General features: G+C 71.6%; 18 protein-coding genes and 1 pseudogene. 12 read left to right on the top strand and 7 right to left on the bottom strand.

The window, feature by feature from the left end; all coding sequences use genetic code 11:
• Positions 1–85 precede the first annotated feature (85 nt).
• The 5 genes and pseudogenes from OG289_RS34225 to OG289_RS34245 all read left to right on the top strand — a co-directional run.
• A complete protein-coding gene (locus tag OG289_RS34225; RefSeq protein ID WP_327317907.1) occupies positions 86–1,297 on the top strand; it encodes an acetyl-CoA C-acetyltransferase in 1,212 nt (403 codons plus the stop codon).
• Positions 1,298–1,348: 51 nt separating this feature from the next.
• A complete protein-coding gene (meaB, locus tag OG289_RS34230) occupies positions 1,349–2,305 on the top strand; it encodes a methylmalonyl Co-A mutase-associated GTPase MeaB (RefSeq protein WP_327317908.1) in 957 nt (318 codons plus the stop codon).
• A gap of 220 nt (positions 2,306–2,525) precedes the next feature.
• Positions 2,526–3,758 carry an MFS transporter gene (locus tag OG289_RS34235; RefSeq protein ID WP_327317909.1) on the top strand — a complete coding sequence of 411 codons (1,233 nt, stop codon included), beginning with the start codon at positions 2,526–2,528 and terminating at the stop codon, positions 3,756–3,758.
• Positions 3,759–3,792: 34 nt separating this feature from the next.
• Positions 3,793–3,996, top strand: coding sequence for a hypothetical protein (locus OG289_RS34240; RefSeq protein ID WP_327321052.1), 204 nt, complete (start codon positions 3,793–3,795; stop codon positions 3,994–3,996).
• Positions 3,997–4,789 (top strand): annotated as a pseudogene (locus tag OG289_RS34245) (sensor histidine kinase); the annotation flags it as partial. It lies immediately after the preceding gene.
• Between the two features lie 99 nt (positions 4,790–4,888).
• Here the strand turns inward: OG289_RS34245 and OG289_RS34250 are convergent.
• From OG289_RS34250 to OG289_RS34265, 4 genes are all read right to left on the bottom strand, one after another.
• Complete coding sequence (locus OG289_RS34250; protein ID WP_327317910.1) at positions 4,889–5,365, bottom strand: MarR family winged helix-turn-helix transcriptional regulator; 477 nt, start codon at positions 5,363–5,365, stop codon at positions 4,889–4,891.
• Between the two features lie 92 nt (positions 5,366–5,457).
• A complete protein-coding gene (locus OG289_RS34255; protein WP_327320891.1) occupies positions 5,458–6,264 on the bottom strand; it encodes an AIM24 family protein in 807 nt (268 codons plus the stop codon).
• Between the two features lie 2 nt (positions 6,265–6,266).
• Entirely contained in the window at positions 6,267–6,917 is a 651-nt protein-coding gene (locus OG289_RS34260; RefSeq protein WP_327317911.1) for an AIM24 family protein, read from the bottom strand.
• Position 6,918: 1 nt separating this feature from the next.
• Complete coding sequence (locus OG289_RS34265) at positions 6,919–7,551, bottom strand: AIM24 family protein (RefSeq protein WP_079659485.1); 633 nt, start codon at positions 7,549–7,551, stop codon at positions 6,919–6,921.
• Positions 7,552–7,733: 182 nt separating this feature from the next.
• On the opposite strand from OG289_RS34265, the gene OG289_RS34270 reads away from it, so the two are divergent.
• Positions 7,734–8,078: a DUF3817 domain-containing protein gene (locus OG289_RS34270; RefSeq protein ID WP_327317912.1), complete on the top strand. Its 345-nt coding sequence runs from the start codon at positions 7,734–7,736 to the stop codon at positions 8,076–8,078.
• The gene (locus OG289_RS34275) at positions 8,075–8,368 is read left to right on the top strand and encodes an MTH1187 family thiamine-binding protein (RefSeq protein ID WP_327317913.1); all 294 of its coding nucleotides are present in this window, start codon (positions 8,075–8,077) and stop codon (positions 8,366–8,368) included. Before OG289_RS34270 ends, OG289_RS34275 begins: the two co-directional genes overlap by 4 nt.
• Before the next feature lie 48 nt (positions 8,369–8,416).
• Here the strand turns inward: OG289_RS34275 and OG289_RS34280 are convergent, their stop codons facing one another.
• Genes OG289_RS34280 through OG289_RS34290 form a run of 3 tightly spaced genes read right to left on the bottom strand, consistent with a single transcriptional unit; the run spans position 8,417 to position 10,478 of the window.
• On the bottom strand, positions 8,417–9,052 hold the full coding sequence (locus OG289_RS34280) for a TetR/AcrR family transcriptional regulator (RefSeq protein ID WP_327317914.1): 636 nt from the start codon (positions 9,050–9,052) through the stop codon (positions 8,417–8,419).
• On the bottom strand, positions 9,049–9,729 hold the full coding sequence (locus tag OG289_RS34285) for a DUF4166 domain-containing protein (RefSeq protein ID WP_327317915.1): 681 nt from the start codon (positions 9,727–9,729) through the stop codon (positions 9,049–9,051). The genes OG289_RS34280 and OG289_RS34285 overlap by 4 nt, the downstream gene beginning before the upstream one ends.
• The gene (locus OG289_RS34290) at positions 9,726–10,478 is read right to left on the bottom strand and encodes a hypothetical protein (RefSeq protein ID WP_327317916.1); all 753 of its coding nucleotides are present in this window, start codon (positions 10,476–10,478) and stop codon (positions 9,726–9,728) included. The genes OG289_RS34285 and OG289_RS34290 overlap by 4 nt, the downstream gene beginning before the upstream one ends.
• Positions 10,479–10,680: 202 nt before the next feature.
• On the opposite strand from OG289_RS34290, the gene OG289_RS34295 reads away from it, so the two are divergent.
• The 5 genes from OG289_RS34295 to OG289_RS34315 all read left to right on the top strand — a co-directional run bounded on the left by OG289_RS34295 (position 10,681) and on the right by OG289_RS34315 (position 14,754).
• Positions 10,681–11,658 (top strand): matrixin family metalloprotease, encoded by a 978-nt coding sequence (locus OG289_RS34295; protein ID WP_327317917.1) that lies wholly within the window; start codon positions 10,681–10,683, stop codon positions 11,656–11,658.
• Between the two features lie 112 nt (positions 11,659–11,770).
• Positions 11,771–11,986 carry a hypothetical protein gene (locus tag OG289_RS34300; RefSeq protein WP_327317918.1) on the top strand — a complete coding sequence of 72 codons (216 nt, stop codon included), beginning with the start codon at positions 11,771–11,773 and terminating at the stop codon, positions 11,984–11,986.
• Between the two features lie 22 nt (positions 11,987–12,008).
• The gene (locus OG289_RS34305) at positions 12,009–12,518 is read left to right on the top strand and encodes a MarR family winged helix-turn-helix transcriptional regulator (protein ID WP_327317919.1); all 510 of its coding nucleotides are present in this window, start codon (positions 12,009–12,011) and stop codon (positions 12,516–12,518) included.
• A gap of 69 nt (positions 12,519–12,587) precedes the next feature.
• Positions 12,588–12,926 carry a DUF3817 domain-containing protein gene (locus tag OG289_RS34310; RefSeq protein WP_327317920.1) on the top strand — a complete coding sequence of 113 codons (339 nt, stop codon included), beginning with the start codon at positions 12,588–12,590 and terminating at the stop codon, positions 12,924–12,926.
• A 127-nt stretch (positions 12,927–13,053) separates the two neighbouring features.
• On the top strand, positions 13,054–14,754 hold the full coding sequence (locus OG289_RS34315; protein ID WP_327317921.1) for an acyl-CoA mutase large subunit family protein: 1,701 nt from the start codon (positions 13,054–13,056) through the stop codon (positions 14,752–14,754).
• Positions 14,755–14,814: the final 60 nt, after the last annotated feature.

Below are 14,814 nucleotides of genomic sequence, written 5' to 3' on the forward strand. Positions count from 1 at the left end.
CGGCACGGAGTGCCACTCAGTACATTCGAGGTAAACCCTCGTTCACTCCTCGGCCTGTGCGGGCCGGTAAGGGGAATCGCAGCTCATGACTGGATCGACTGGTTCCAACGGCACGACCTCGGTGATCGTCGCGGGCGCACGTACGCCCATGGGACGGCTGCTGGGCTCTCTGAAGTCCTTCTCCGGAGCCGACCTCGGCGGCTTCGCGATCAAGGCCGCCCTCGACCGCGCCGGGATCGGCGGCGACCAGGTGCAGTACGTGATCATGGGCCAGGTGCTCCAGGCCGGCGCCGGGCAGATCCCGGCCCGCCAGGCCGCGGTGAAGGCCGGCATCCCGATGAGCGTCCCGGCGCTCACCGTCAACAAGGTGTGTCTGTCGGGCCTCGACGCGATCGCGCTGGCCGACCAGCTGATCCGCGCCGGTGAGTTCGACATCGTGGTCGCCGGCGGCCAGGAGTCCATGACCAACGCCCCCCACCTGCTGCCGAAGTCCCGCGAGGGCTTCAAGTACGGCGCGATCGAGATGCTCGACGCGATGGCGCACGACGGGCTGACCGACGCCTTCGAGAACATCGCCATGGGCGAGTCCACGGAGAAGCACAACACCCGTCTGGGCCTCGCCCGTCCGGAGCAGGACGAGATCGCCGCCCTGTCCCACCAGCGCGCGGCCGCCGCCCAGAAGAACGGCGTCTTCGAGGCCGAGATCACCCCGGTCGAGATCCCGCAGCGCAAGGGCGAGCCGGTCGTCTTCAGCAAGGACGAGGGTATCCGCGCCGACACCACGGTGGAGTCCCTGGGCAAGCTCCGCCCGGCGTTCACCAAGGACGGCACGATCACCGCCGGCACGTCCTCGCAGATCTCCGACGGGGCGGCGGCCGTGGTCGTGATGAGCAAGGCCAAGGCCGAGGAGCTGGGCCTCGCCTGGATCGCCGAGATCGGCGCCCACGGCAACGTGGCCGGGCCGGACAACTCGCTGCAGTCCCAGCCCTCCAACGCCATCCTGCACGCCCTGAAGAAGGAGGGCCTGGAGGTCTCCGACCTGGACCTGGTCGAGATCAACGAGGCCTTCGCCGCCGTCGCGGTGCAGTCAATGAAGGACCTCGGCGTGTCCACGGAAAAGGTGAACGTCAACGGCGGTGCCATCGCCCTGGGCCACCCGATCGGCATGTCCGGCGCGCGCCTCGTGCTGCACCTGGCCCTGGAGCTCAAGCGGCGGGGCGGCGGCGTCGGCGCGGCCGCGCTGTGCGGCGGCGGCGGTCAGGGTGACGCGCTGATCGTGCGGGTACCCAAGGCCTGAGTTCCTCTCTGCCGGGTTCTTTCTGCCGGTTTTCTCTTGATCGGAGCTGTGATGCAGGACGTCTCCTCGCTGGTCGCCCAGGCCAGGGAAGGCCGGCCGCGGGCCGTGGCCCGGCTGATCTCCCTGGTGGAGGGGGCGTCCCCGCAGCTCAGGGAGGTCATGGCGGCCCTGGCCCCGCTCACGGGCAACGCGTACGTGGTCGGCCTGACCGGCTCGCCGGGCGTGGGCAAGTCCACCTCGACGTCCGCGCTCGTCACCGCCTACCGCAAGCAGGGCAGGCGGGTCGGCGTCCTGGCCGTCGACCCGTCGTCGCCGTTCTCCGGCGGTGCTCTGCTCGGCGACCGCGTCCGGATGTCGGAGCACGCCTCCGACCCCGGCGTCTACATCCGCTCCATGGCCACCCGCGGCCACCTGGGCGGCCTCGCCTGGGCGGCCCCGCAGGCGATCCGCGTGCTGGACGCGGCGGGCTGCGACGTGATCCTGGTCGAGACGGTCGGCGTCGGCCAGTCGGAGGTCGAGATCGCCTCCCAGGCCGACACGAGTGTGGTGCTGCTGGCCCCCGGGATGGGGGACGGCATCCAGGCCGCCAAGGCCGGGATCCTGGAGATCGGCGACGTCTACGTCGTGAACAAGGCCGACCGGGACGGCGCGGACGCCACCGCCCGCGAACTGAACCACATGCTCGGCCTAGGCGAGGCCCGCGGTCCCGGGGACTGGCGCCCGCCGATCGTGAAGACGGTCGCCGCCCGCGCCGAGGGTGTCGACGAGGTCGTCGAGGCGCTGGAGAAGCACCGCGCGTGGATGGAGGAGCACGGCGTCCTCACCGAGCGGCGCCGCACCCGCGCCGCCCGCGAGGTCGAGACGATCGCCGTCACCGCCCTGCGCGAACGCATCGGCGACCTGCACGGCGACCGCCGCCTGAGCAGCCTCGCGGAACGCATCGTCAACGGCGAACTGGACCCCTACCGTGCGGCGGACGAACTGGTGGCGGGACTCACCGAGGGGTGAGCCCGCCTGGAACCGCGGCGCGAAGCGGCGGCCCGGTCCTGTGGCCATGGCGTGAAAACGCGTGGTGCGCAGACCGGGCGCGTTGATACGTTCACCCCCGTGTTTCTCCTCTTGGCATAGGGCCCGCCTCGGCCCGTGATCGGCGAGCGGCAGTCGGCCGCGCCGGTCGCGGCGATACGGCGACCCCTTTTCCGCCCCGCCATGAGTCGAGGAACTCCTCATGTCCGCTTCGCACGCCGTGCGGCCTTCGTATGCCGTCGTTCTGCGCGTTCCGCATGCCCGACGCACCTTCGCCGCCGCTCTGACCGGCCGGCTGTCGTACGGGATCGTCCCGCTGTCCGTGATGCTCGCCGTGACCCGGTCCTCGGGGTCGTACACGGTGGCGGGCACCGTGATGGCCCTGTTCGGGGCCGCCACCGTCTTCCTGTCGCCCGCGCGGGCGGCCCTCATCGACCGGTACGGGCCGCGCCGGGCGCTCGTCCCGATGACCGCCGCGTACACCGCGGTGCTCGGACTGCTGACCGCGGCCGTCTGGCGCCCCGACGCCGCCCCCGCTCCCGTGCTGGGCGCCCTCGCCGCCGCGGCCGGTGCCTGTGCGCCGCCGCTGGGGCCGACCATGCGGGCCGTGTGGCGGACGCTCACCCCCGACCGGGCCCTGTTGCAGCGCGCCTACAGCCTCGACGGGGTCGCCGAGGAACTGCTCTTCGTCACCGGCCCGTTGCTGGTCGGCGTCCTCGTCGGCTTCGCGCCGCCGGCCGCCGGGATCGTCGTCGGGGCGGCCCTGATGGTCGGGGGCATGGCCGCGTTCGTGTCGTCGCCCGCGGTGCGGGACACGCGGTCGGAGAAGGCCACCGTGCGGCAGGGCGGGGGCGGTCTGCGCGGGCTCGGGCGGACCGTCGTCGCCATCGCGGGCGTCGGGCTCGCGCTGGGCGTGGTCGATCTGCTGGTCGTGGCGTTCGCCGAGCGGCACGGGCACGGGACCGGCGGGGCGGGAGTGGCCTGGGTGCTGGCCGCGCTGTCGGCCGGCAGCGCCGTCGGCGGGCTGCTCAACGGGGCCGTCGCCTGGCGTGCCCCGGCCGGGGCACGGCTGCCGCTGCTCACGGCGGCGCTCGGGGTGACCCTGTGCGGCGCGGGACTGGCGCCGGGGCTCGGTACGCTCGCGGTCGCCGTCGCGGTCGCCGGGTTCTTCGTGTCGCCGGCGATCACCACGGCCTGCCTCATCGCCGACGAGACCGCCTCGCCGCAGGCACGGGTGCGGGCGGGGGCGTGGATCAACACGGCCGTCAACGCGGGGAGCACGGCCGGTACGGCGGTCGCGGGCGCGCTGGCCGGGTGGCTGCCGGTGGGGCTGTGCTTCGCCGTGACCGGGGCGGTGGTGCTGGTGACGGCTGCGGCAACCGGCACCGCCAGGAAGGGCAGGAAGGGCAGGAGCGAACTCGTACCCCTTGCCTGACGGCTGGTCGGCCGGTCAGTCGGCGAGGTCCTGGGTGACCTTGCCCGTGTGGACGTCGACCTGCCAGTCGCCGTCGTCGGAGGTGTCGACGCTCCAGGTCGTGCGGCGCGGTCGTCGTCCAGACGACGTCGGCCACCGCGCCCTCGGCGGCGACGGCCGGCGCGGCCTCGCGGGCGTCGACACCCGCGCCCTTCAGCGCGGCGAGGTCCGCACGGCCGTCGTCGCGGGCGTGACCTGACTGGTCTCCCGGCGGGCACTGCGCCCGGTCGAGGGGATCCGGCGCGAGATGGCCGCGATCACCGCCGCCGCCGATTTGGCGCGCCGCGTGCCCGAGCCGGACACCCACGACGAGGTCGCCCGGCTCGCCCGTACGACGAACGCGACACCGGCCGCGCTGGAGACCTCCGTGGAACGCCGGCGGCGGTTCATCGCCGACGCCTCCCACGAACTGCGCAGCCCGATCGCCTAGCTGCGCACCCAGTTGGAGGTGGGCGCTGCGCATCCCGAACCGCTGGATGCGGCGGGCGCGGTCGAGGACACCGTACGGCTCCAGCGGCTCGCCGCCGATCTGCTGCTGCTCGCGCGGCTGGACGCGGGGGAGGGGCCGGCGGCCGGGCGGGTCGACCTGGCGGCGCCGGCCCGGGAGGAGGCCGGTCACGCGGCGGGCGTGACCGTGGACACGGGGTCCGTGGACACGGCGTTCGTGGAGGTGGCCGGATCGCTGGGGCAGCTGGGGCGGGTGCCGGCCAACCTGCTCGACAACGCGCGGCGGCACGCCCGGTCGGCGGTCGGCGTGCGGCGGTCGGCGGGCGGGGAGTGGGCGTCGGGCAGGGGAGCGGGCCGCCGTCGAGGGCTCCTACGACGGGGACGGGGTGCCCGAAGGCGGACCGGGAGCGGATCTTCGAGCGGTTCGTACGGCTCGACGAGGCGCGCGGCCGCGACGAGGGCGGGGCTGGGCCTGGCGATCGCCCGGGGACGTGGCCGTCCGGCACGGCGGCACGCTCACGGTCCGCCGGACGCCGGACGCCGGACGCCGGACGCCGGACGCCGGACGCCGGACGCCGGACGCCGACAGGCGGAGCTCTGTTCGAGCTCCGCCTACCGATCGCCCAAAGGGTGTCCCGTGCCTCCTACAGGCGTCCCCGCTGCCCGCGGAGGTGTTCCGCGACGGGCTTCAGGGCCTTGGAGAGTTCCGTCGTGGCTTCGGGGGAGAGGAGGTCGACGAAGTGCCGCCGCACGGAGTCCACATGATGGGGCGCGACCTTCTGCATCGTCTCCATGCCGTGCTCGGTCAGGACCGCGTACAGACCGCGGCGGTCGGACTCGCAGTTCTCACGGCGCACCAGGTCCGCGTTCTCCATGCGGGTGATCTGGTGCGAGAGGCGGCTCTTGGACTGGAGGGTGGCGGACGCGAGGTCGCTCATCCGCATCCGGACGCCCTCCGACTCGGAGAGGTTCACCAGGATCTCGTAGTCGTTCATGGTCAGTCCGAACGGCTGCAGGTCCTTTTCGAGCTGATACGTCAACAGCCTGTTGACCTCCAGGTGGGTGCGCCAGGCGCACTGCTCCGCATCGGTCAGCCAGCGCGTGGCCGTTTCGGTCTCCATAAATGAAGTCTACCTAAAATGTTGAAAGGCGAACTAGTGAGGGTGGTGTGACGGTGCGCACGCGTTCGATGTCACACTCCGCAGACTACCGCTCACAGCCCGAAGCGACGCTGGAGGTCACCCAGCTGTCCGGGAAGGCGCGGTGCGCCGGATTGCGCTCCGGGGGCGCCGTGCCCACCCGCTCCCGCACCGCCGCCGGGCACCCCCGGCTCGTGCGGAACGGCCCCCGTGGCCTGCTCGGCCATGAGGGTCTCGGTCGACTGCAGGAGCACCGTGCCGGCGCCTACGAACTCGAACTGATGCTCCTCCCCGGAGGCCCCTCCGAGGCCCGTCAGCGCACGTAGACCGCCCATTACGCCGGTCATGTACCCGTGGTCGTAGTGATGGCACGGGGACGGGCAGTCGGCCCAGCCGACGAGCGCCTGAGGGTCGACCCGGATCGGGGGTTCCATGAACACCACCGGCCCGTTAGATGCGGCGACGAACTTGCCGGTTCCGATCAGCGTGAGAAATCCCGGGACGATCGACTGCTTGAGGGACAGACTTGGCTGGAAAGCGAGCAGATTGCCCGAGCGAATGGTCAGATTGCCGTCGTCCAGGTCGTACGAGTTCACGTCGAAGGCCCGGTCGGCCAGGAGCATCTTGCCCGAGCCCTCCGCCACGACCCAGTCGCTCGCGTGCAGAGGCGAATGGAACGAGGTGCGCACGAGGCGGTCCAGACGGCCGTGTCCGACACCGTTGAAGTCGATCGAGCCGTAGTAGGCGATCATCTTCCCCTTCTGCAGGAACCACTGGCTCCCCTTGAGCTCCACGCAGAAGGTGTAGTTGTTCACGTTGTCGTCGACCGGCAGGGTCATGGGGTCGTACACCGTCGGGCCGCCGCCCGGAGCCCCGTACATGCTCACAGCTTCTCCTCCGACGCCTGGACGAACACCGCACCGCTGCCGCTGAGCTCCAGCTGGAACGCCTCGCCGGAGCCGCGGCCCACCATGTCCCGCCAGCCCAGCGCGGTCGACAGCTTGTTGCGGACGTCGCCGTGGTGGGCGACGTAGGCCTGGGGGTCGACGTGGACCGGGCGCTGCGGGGTGATCGGGACCTCGAAGACTCCGCCGTGGGCCATCACGGCGACCGCCCCGTGTCCCTTGAGGGTGGTGGTGAACAGGCCCTGGCCGCTGATCTGTCCGCGGACCATGCCCATGACCCCGCCCTGGGAGCCCAGGAACATCGTGCCCTGCTGGAGCGTGCCCTCGAAGGCGAGCAGGCGGTCCGCCTCCACGTACAGCGTGTCGCCGGTGAGCCGGATGACCTGGACGTGGTGGCCGCCGTGCCCGAAGAGGACCGTGCCGCTGCCCTCGACCGTCATCAGGGGCGTGTCCTCGTTGGCCAGCCGCCGCCCGATCATGGACCTCACGCCGCCCTGCCCGCCCTGGACGTTGGGCGTGAACGACACGTCGCCGCGGTAGGCCAGCATCGCGCCGCGCTGGCTGAAGAGCCGTTGCCCGGGGACGACGGTCGCCTCGATCATCTTGGAGTTGATCTCGCGGAAGGTCATCTCACACGTCCCCCGCGATCGTGTTGCGCTCACTCGGCTGGACGTACACCAGGCCGTCCCCCTCGAACCGGATCTGGAAGGCCTCGCCGCCGCCCTCGCCCATGAACGTGCGGAACGTCACACCGGACTGGAAGGACTGGCGGACGTTGCCCTGGTGCGCGACATACGCGCCGGGGTCCACGGTCAGCGGGTACTGCGGGCTGACGCGCAGCACCACCGCCGGCCCGTCCGAGGTGATCGCCGCCTGCCCGTGCCCCTCGACTGTTGTCGTGAACAGCCCGTTGCCCTGGGTCGCGCCGCGCAGCCCGGTGAAACTCGTCCCGGTCCTGAGGCCCGCGTCGGTCGCGAGCAGGTTGCTCGACTCGACGTACAGCTTGTCCCCCTGGAGCTGGACGAGGTTGATCTCGGAGGCGCGGTCGGCGAACCAGCACGTGCCCTGCCCCCTCACCTCCATCACGGTCATCTGCTCGCCGGTGAGCCGCCGGGTCACCATGCCCCGGATGCCCTCGCCGCCGCCGCTGAGCTTCTTGAAGGCCATCTGCCCGTCGTACGCGACCATCGAGCCGTTCTTCGCCTTCACGGCGTCCCCGGTCATGTCGACGGCAAGCACCTTGCTGCCTTGAAGTCGAAACATCGCCACGCGGCGAAGGTATCCGCCGGACGGGTGCGCGGAACAGCACCCGGGGGTGGAGAGTGACCCTGAACGCACCCTTAGGGGGACCGTTTGCCACAATGGACGAACGCTTGTGCGTGCATTCACAAACCGGCGTTCACAAACCGCCTGCCCATCGCCGTACCTCCCCCCGAAGGTGACCCGTGGACCTGAAGACAGCCTCCGCCATCCGCCGCCTGCGCCTGGTCTCCGCCCCGGAGGCCGTGTCCTTCCTCCTGCTGCTGGTCTGCTCGGTGCTGAAGCGGACCACGGACTTCAACGCGGTGCCCGTCATGGGCATGGTCCACGGCGTGCTGTTCATCCTGTACCTGCTCTTCTGGGCGGACGCCTGGAACCGCACCAAGTGGTCCGTGAAGACGGCGGCCCTCTACTTCGTCCTCTCGGTCCTGCCGACCGGCGGCTTCTTCGCCGAGCGCAAGCTGCGCCGTGAGGCCGAGGACGCGGTCATCGCCTCCCGCGCCCGCCAGGAAGGCGTGGTGAACGCGTGATCGTCGCCTTCTCGGTCACCCCGCTGGGTGTCGGCGAGGACGTCGGCGAGTACGTCGCCGAAGCCGTCCGCGTCGTGCGCGCATCCGGCCTCCCGAACCGCACCGACGCCATGTTCACCTCCATCGAGGGCGAGTGGGACGAGGTCATGGACGTCGTGAAGCGTGCCGTGGCCGCCGTCGAGGAGCGTGCTCCCCGGGTCTCCCTGGTCCTCAAGGCGGACATCCGCCCCGGTGTGACGGACGGCCTGACCTCGAAGGTGGAGACCGTGGAGCGGCATCTCGGGCGGTGACCGCACGGTGGGCCGCCTGGCCCGCCTGGCCCGCCGGGCCCACTCGGCTCAGCGTCGGGCGGAAGCGCGTCGCAGGTACTGCCGGACCGCGCGCTGGGCCACCGGGCCCAACTCCTCCAGGGCGCCGACCAGGAGGCCCAGTTGTTCCAGGGCGTCCAGCGCGGACGCGGCGCCGGTCGCGTCGACCCCTTCGTACAGCTCGATGCCGACGAACGACGCGGCCACCGCCCGGGCCAGCCCCCGCGAGTCGGTGAACTCGCCGAACGGGGTGCCGGTCAGGACGCGGTCCAGGACCTTCTCGATCTCCACGATCCACAGGTCGAGGCCCGCCGCCGTGGCCGGGCCGAGGGCCTCGTGGGTCTGCGCGCCCGCCAGGAGCTGGCCGAGGAGGGCGACGTGCCCGCCGACGCGCTCCTGTTCGTGGATCTCGCGGCCCAGCGCGAGGAGCTCGGACAGCGAGGTGACGGTGTCGAAGCGGGCGCGGTAGCGCGCTACCGTGCGCTCCGCTCCGTATCGGCACGCCGCCGCGAGCAGCTCGTCCACCGAGCCGAAGTGGTAGAAGACCAGCGCCTGGTTCACCCCGGCGGCCGCCGCGACCGTCCGGGCCGACGTCTTGGCGATGCCCTGCTCGGTGAGCGTACGCAGGGCGCCCTCCAGCAGCTTCGTCTTCGTGTCCGGGCTCACCCCCGCGCCTCCTCGCGCACCGGACGCAGGCCCGGCCGCACGCCGCGGGCGCGGACGTCCGTGTACGTCGCCGTGAACGAGCCCTGGTAGCCGAACAGCGGGCCGAAGAAGCGGTTCACCACGCTCACCCGGACGCGGAACCGGTCGGCCTTGTCGTCGTAGGACTCCCGAACCTCCGCCGTCGCCCCGACCAGTTCGGGGACACGCACGTCCAACGGCCCCTCGCGGAAGCGGTGTTCGCCGGAGCGGATCAGCAGCGAGCCGTCGGCCTCGGCGGTCAGGCGGAGGTCGGTGGCGAGGTGCTGGTGGGTGCCGAGGTAGTCCAGGACGCGGTCGCCCCCGGGTCCCAGCACCATCTGGGCGTCGAAGCGGCGGGCCCGGCCGGGCAGGTCGAAGGTGCGCACGAAGCTCACCGTCTCACGCCCGAAGCCGTCCACGTACGGCACGTTCTCGATCACGAACGGGATGTTCCGGCCCGCGCGCGGGACGAGGATGTTGCGGGTCGAACCCAGGGCCAGGAACGGTTTCACCCAGGCCCCGCCGTGCCAGATCCGGTCCATCACGCCCCGGCCCGTGCAGGCCTCCCCGCTCGCCAGCCCCACCGAGAAGCGGCGCTGCAACCGCGGGTGCAGCCGGTCGAAGTCGGCGCCCATCGCCGTACGGAAGATCGAGGTCATCGCGGGTCCTCCAGGGTGCGCAGGACGCGGGGCGCACGCGTGCGTACCGGCGGCCGGCGCAGACAGCGGCGGGCCGCCGGCGTGCACGACAGGGGCGACGCGAAGAGCGCCACGCACACCGCGACGCTCAGCAGCAGCGGGCACAGGTACGCCAGCGACGCCGCGAACGGGCCGAAGAGCAGCAGCAGGGACTCCAGACCGAGGCCGGTACAGGCGCACGCGACGACACACGCGCGTACGGCGATCTCCACGAGCCAGTTCACCAGCGCGCGCTCCGGCGTGACGCCCCGCTCCAGCCACAACCGCAGCCGGTCGAAGGACCAGGCCGTCGCCCAGCCCATCAGCGGCCGGAAGAGCACCCGGTCGGCGAGCGTGCCGAACACGCCCCAGCGGGGGCGGTAGTCGTAGCCGGTGAGGAACCGGACGCCGTCGCCGTCGGGGACGTAGCGCCAGTAGCCGCTGCCCTCGGCCAGGAGGGAGAGCGGGTGCGGGGAGGCGAAGCGCAGGGCGGAGGTCCGGGTGCCGTCGGGGCGTTCGCGCTCACCGGCGGAGACACCGGTCCCGGCGACCGTCAGGAACGGCAGCACGCGGGTGGCGTAACGGAACCGCTGGGGCTCGCCCTGGGCCCGCGGCAGGTGGTCGATCTCGGTGAACCGCAGGTCCCAGCGCCGGTGCTGCGCAGGGTCCTGCGTATGTGCCCACAACTCGTCGAGGTCGGCGCGGATCCGCGCCTCCACGAACAGCCCCATGCGATCCCCCTGATCGGCCGGGTCAGTGACGATGTCGGTGTTTGAGCGATCGCTCAAACTCTCCGCGACGGACGGTACACCTGTTTGAGCAGTCGCTCAAACAGGCGATGTGGGAGGGGGTTTCGGCGCGTGCCGCGCGGCTAATGTCTCCCGGGGTCGGTCAAGTTCCGTGCGGGGGAGCGGTGTTGAAGGGGAGTGCGCGGTGGCAGGGCGGCGCGGACCGGGGCGACTCGGCAGGGCGATCACGGCGTTCGTACTGACGGCATCGATGGCGGTGGTCTGCGTGGGGGAAGCGCACCGGACGACGCCCGCGTGCGCGCGCTCGCGCGGCGAACTCACCGTCGACGACCTGCCCGCCGGCTCGTCCGTGCTCGACTGCCTTGCCGTCGGCCGCGTGATCACCCACGCCGGAGCCGGTGTCACCGTGCCCGAACCCGGCACCACGGTCAGCGTCGACGCGCTCACGGCGGACGGCTCGGCGCGCGACTTCACCCTGGCGGTCGCCGCCGACGGCACGGTCTCCTACGGCTACGAGGCGGTCCACACGGAAGCCGTCGCGGGCAGCCGCGCCGACGCCCCCGCCCCCTGCGCCGACGGCGCCTACTCCACCGCCGGGCGCAAGGAGTACGGCACGTACGAGTGGTTCGTCGGCGACGGCCCCCTGCCCGGCCGGCTCTCCCGCGCCGAGGCCCGGCGGGCCTTCGAGGACGCCCTTGCCACCATCACCACCAGCCGCAACGACTGCGGCTACGGCGACGCCGTCACGGCGAAGGCCCGCTTCCTGTCGACCACCGGCAACGAGGCCGGCATCGATCGCGCGGCCCGCTGCGTCCGCCGGGACGGCCTGAGCGTCTGGGACGCGGGCGACCTCGGCACCAGCGCCGTCGCGACGACCTGCTCATGGAGCCGGCCGGTGCCCGGCGGCCCGGACGAACTGCTCGAGGCCGACGTCCGCTTCAACATCCACGACTACCCCTTCACCGACAACCCGTCCGGCGGCTGCGCGCAGGCGTACGACATCCGCAGCGTCGCCACGCACGAGGCCGGCCACGTCTTCGGCCTCGGCCACTCCGGCGGCGGACACGAGAACCTCACCATGTACGCGAACTCGTTCGCCTGTTCCACCAGCGCCCGCAGCCTCGGCAAGGGCGACGTCCTCGGCCTGCGCAGCCTCTACTGAACGGGCGGGGTGACGCCCTCCACCCCGGCCTCGCCGTCACCGCCTCCTGCTGCTGGTCTCGGGGTCCGGCTCCGCGTACACCCTCGGCCTCGACCAGTGGATCGTCCGGGACGTGCCGCAGGAGCCGCGCGGACGGGCCATGACGGTGCTCACCGCGGAACTCATGACGTTCCAGGGCGTCGGCATGGCCCTGGCGGAGGTGGCCGCGGAGCTCGTGGGGGTGGCGGGCGCGGTCACCGGCGCGGGTGTGCCGGGGACGTGTGCTGCGTACTGGCGGCCGGGGAGGTCCGGCGGACCGAAGACCGAGACGGGGCTGACCGTGATATGACCGGCCGGTAAGGTCTGGAGGCGTGCCGAAACCGCCCAGTCTCCCGTTCGATCCCATCGCCCGCGCCGACGAGCTCTGGAAGCAGCGCTGGGGGAACGTGCCGTCCATGGCCGCGATCACCTCGATCATGCGCGCGCACCAGATCCTGCTCGCCGAGGTGGACTCCGTGGTCAAGCCGTACGGCCTGACGTTCGCACGCTACGAGGCGCTGGTGTTGCTCACCTTCTCCAAGGAGGGCGAGCTGACCATGTCGAAGATCGGCGAACGGCTCCAGGTGCACCCCACCTCGGTGACGAACACCGTCGACCGCCTGATGAGGTCCGGTCTGGTCGACAAGCGCCCCAACCCCAACGACGGCCGCGGCACCCTCGCGGTCATCACCGACAAGGGCCGTGAGGTCGTCGACGCGGCCACCCGGGACCTGATGGCGATGGACTTCGGGCTCGGGGTGTACGACGCGGAGGAGTGCGGGGAGATCTTCGCGATGCTGCGCCCGCTGCGGGTGGCGGCGCACGACTTCGAGGACCAGTAGGGCCGGTCCGCCGGACAGGCCCCAACCCCGCGCAAGATCGCCCGAAAACCGATGGTTACGCTCGTCCTCATGAAAAAGAGCGTGCTGACCCGCTACCGCGTCCTGGCCTACGTCACCGGTGTCCTGCTGGTCCTGCTGTGCCTGAGCATGATCGCCAAGTACGGCCTGGACGTCGACGGCGCCGCGGACTTCACCCGCGTCGTGGCCATCGCGCACGGCTGGCTCTACGTCGTCTACCTGGTCTTCGCCTTCGACCTGGGCTCCAAGGCGAAGTGGCCGGTCGGCAAGCAGCTGTGGGTGCTGCTGGCCGGGACGATCCCGACGGCCGCGTTCATCGTGGAGCGGAAGATCAGCCACGAGCTGGCGGACAGGGTCGCGGACGAGGCTCCGGCGCCCGTCAAGGCGTAACCCCACCGAACGCCACCGCCGTACGCACACGCGCGTGCGGCGGTTGTTCTCGAAGATTTACTAGGACGTCCTACTAATATCCGGCGTCGCGATCGCATTTATTTGGACGTCCTAGTAAATTTGAGGCATGGACGCTGACGCCATCGAGGAGGGCCGCCGCCGCTGGCAGGCCCGGTACGACGCTTCGCGCAAGCGTGAGGCCGACTTCACCACGCTCTCCGGGGACCCCGTGGAGCCCGTGTACGGGCCCCGGCCCGGTGACACCTACGACGGCTTCGAGCGGATCGGCTGGCCCGGTGAGTACCCCTTCACGCGCGGGCTGTACCCGACCGGCTATCGAGGGCGGACGTGGACCATCCGGCAGTTCGCGGGGTTCGGCAACGCCGAGCAGACCAACGAGCGCTACAAGATGATCCTCGCCAACGGCGGCGGCGGGTTGTCCGTGGCGTTCGACATGCCGACCCTCATGGGGCGCGACTCCGACGACCCGCGCTCCCTGGGGGAGGTCGGGCACTGCGGGGTCGCCATCGACTCGGCCGCCGACATGGAGGTCCTGTTCAAGGACATCCCGCTGGGGGACGTCACCACCTCCATGACCATCAGCGGGCCGGCCGTCCCCGTCTTCTGCATGTACCTGGTGGCCGCCGAGCGGCAGGGTGTGGATCCGGGCGTCCTCAACGGCACGCTCCAGACGGACATCTTCAAGGAGTACATCGCCCAGAAGGAGTGGCTCTTCCAGCCCGAGCCGCATCTGCGCCTGATCGGCGACCTGATGGAGTACTGCGCGGCGGGCATCCCGGCCTACAAGCCGCTGTCCGTCTCCGGATACCACATCCGTGAAGCGGGGGCGACGGCCGCGCAGGAGCTGGCGTACACGCTGGCGGACGGCTTCGGGTACGTCGAACTGGGGCTCAGCCGCGGGCTGGACGTGGACGTGTTCGCGCCCGGGCTGTCCTTCTTCTTCGACGCGCACCTCGACTTCTTCGAGGAGATCGCCAAGTTCCGTGCAGCACGCCGGATCTGGGCGCGGTGGATGCGGGACGTCTACCGCGCGAAGTCCGAGAAGGCGCAGTGGCTGCGGTTCCACACGCAGACCGCCGGCGTCTCGCTGACCGCCCAGCAGCCGTACAACAACGTGGTGCGTACGGCCGTGGAGGCGCTCGCGGCGGTGCTCGGCGGCACCAACTCGCTGCACACGAACGCTCTCGACGAGACCCTCGCGCTGCCCAGTGAGCAGGCGGCGGAGATCGCGCTGCGCACGCAGCAGGTGCTGATGGAGGAGACCGGGGTCGCGGGCGTGGCCGATCCGCTGGGTGGTTCGTGGTTCGTGGAGCAGTTGACGGACCGGATCGAGGCGGACGCCGAGAAGATCTTCGAGCAGATCCGGGAGCGGGGGACGCGGGCCCACCCCGACGGGCGGCACCCGATCGGGCCGATCACGTCCGGGATCCTGCGGGGCATCGAGGACGGCTGGTTCACCGGGGAGATCGCGGAGTCGGCGTTCCGCTACCAGCAGGCCCTGGAGAAGGGGGAGAAGAGGGTCGTCGGCGTCAACGCGCACACCGGGTCGGTGACCGGGGACCTGGAGATCCTGCGGGTCAGCCACGAGGTGGAGCGGGAGCAGGTACGGGTGCTGGGGACCCGGAAGGCGGCCCGGGACGAGGGGGCCGTACGGACCGCCCTCGACGCCATGCTCGCCGCCGCCCGTGACGGGTCCAACATGATCGGGCCGATGCTGGACGCGGTACGGGCCGAGGCGACGCTGGGCGAGATCTGTGACGTGCTGCGGGAGGAGTGGGGGGTGTACACGGAGCCGGCGGGGTTCTAGGGCGGCTCCGGGGGCTGTCCGACAATTCCCGCCCGCCCGGCGGCGCCTGGCGCGCACGCC

Origin of the sequence: Streptomyces sp. NBC_01235 (assembly GCF_035989285.1) — a bacterium.
Classification (GTDB): Bacteria; Actinomycetota; Actinomycetes; order Streptomycetales; family Streptomycetaceae; genus Streptomyces.

What these genes read in the sequence shown, in the direction of transcription:
- OG289_RS34225 (WP_327317907.1), top strand. Translation starts at nt 86, where the DNA reads ATGACTGGATCGACTGGTTCCAACGGCACGACCTCGGTGATCGTCGCG.
- meaB (WP_327317908.1), top strand. Translation starts at nt 1,349, where the DNA reads ATGCAGGACGTCTCCTCGCTGGTCGCCCAGGCCAGGGAAGGCCGGCCG.
- OG289_RS34235 (WP_327317909.1), top strand. Translation starts at nt 2,526, where the DNA reads ATGTCCGCTTCGCACGCCGTGCGGCCTTCGTATGCCGTCGTTCTGCGC.
- OG289_RS34250 (WP_327317910.1), bottom strand. Translation starts at nt 5,365, where the DNA reads ATGGAGACCGAAACGGCCACGCGCTGGCTGACCGATGCGGAGCAGTGC.
- OG289_RS34255 (WP_327320891.1), bottom strand. Translation starts at nt 6,264, where the DNA reads ATGTACGGGGCTCCGGGCGGCGGCCCGACGGTGTACGACCCCATGACC.
- OG289_RS34260 (WP_327317911.1), bottom strand. Translation starts at nt 6,917, where the DNA reads ATGACCTTCCGCGAGATCAACTCCAAGATGATCGAGGCGACCGTCGTC.
- OG289_RS34265 (WP_079659485.1), bottom strand. Translation starts at nt 7,551, where the DNA reads ATGTTTCGACTTCAAGGCAGCAAGGTGCTTGCCGTCGACATGACCGGG.
- OG289_RS34285 (WP_327317915.1), bottom strand. Translation starts at nt 9,729, where the DNA reads ATGACCTCGATCTTCCGTACGGCGATGGGCGCCGACTTCGACCGGCTG.
- OG289_RS34290 (WP_327317916.1), bottom strand. Translation starts at nt 10,478, where the DNA reads ATGGGGCTGTTCGTGGAGGCGCGGATCCGCGCCGACCTCGACGAGTTG.
- OG289_RS34310 (WP_327317920.1), top strand. Translation starts at nt 12,588, where the DNA reads ATGAAAAAGAGCGTGCTGACCCGCTACCGCGTCCTGGCCTACGTCACC.
- OG289_RS34315 (WP_327317921.1), top strand. Translation starts at nt 13,054, where the DNA reads ATGGACGCTGACGCCATCGAGGAGGGCCGCCGCCGCTGGCAGGCCCGG.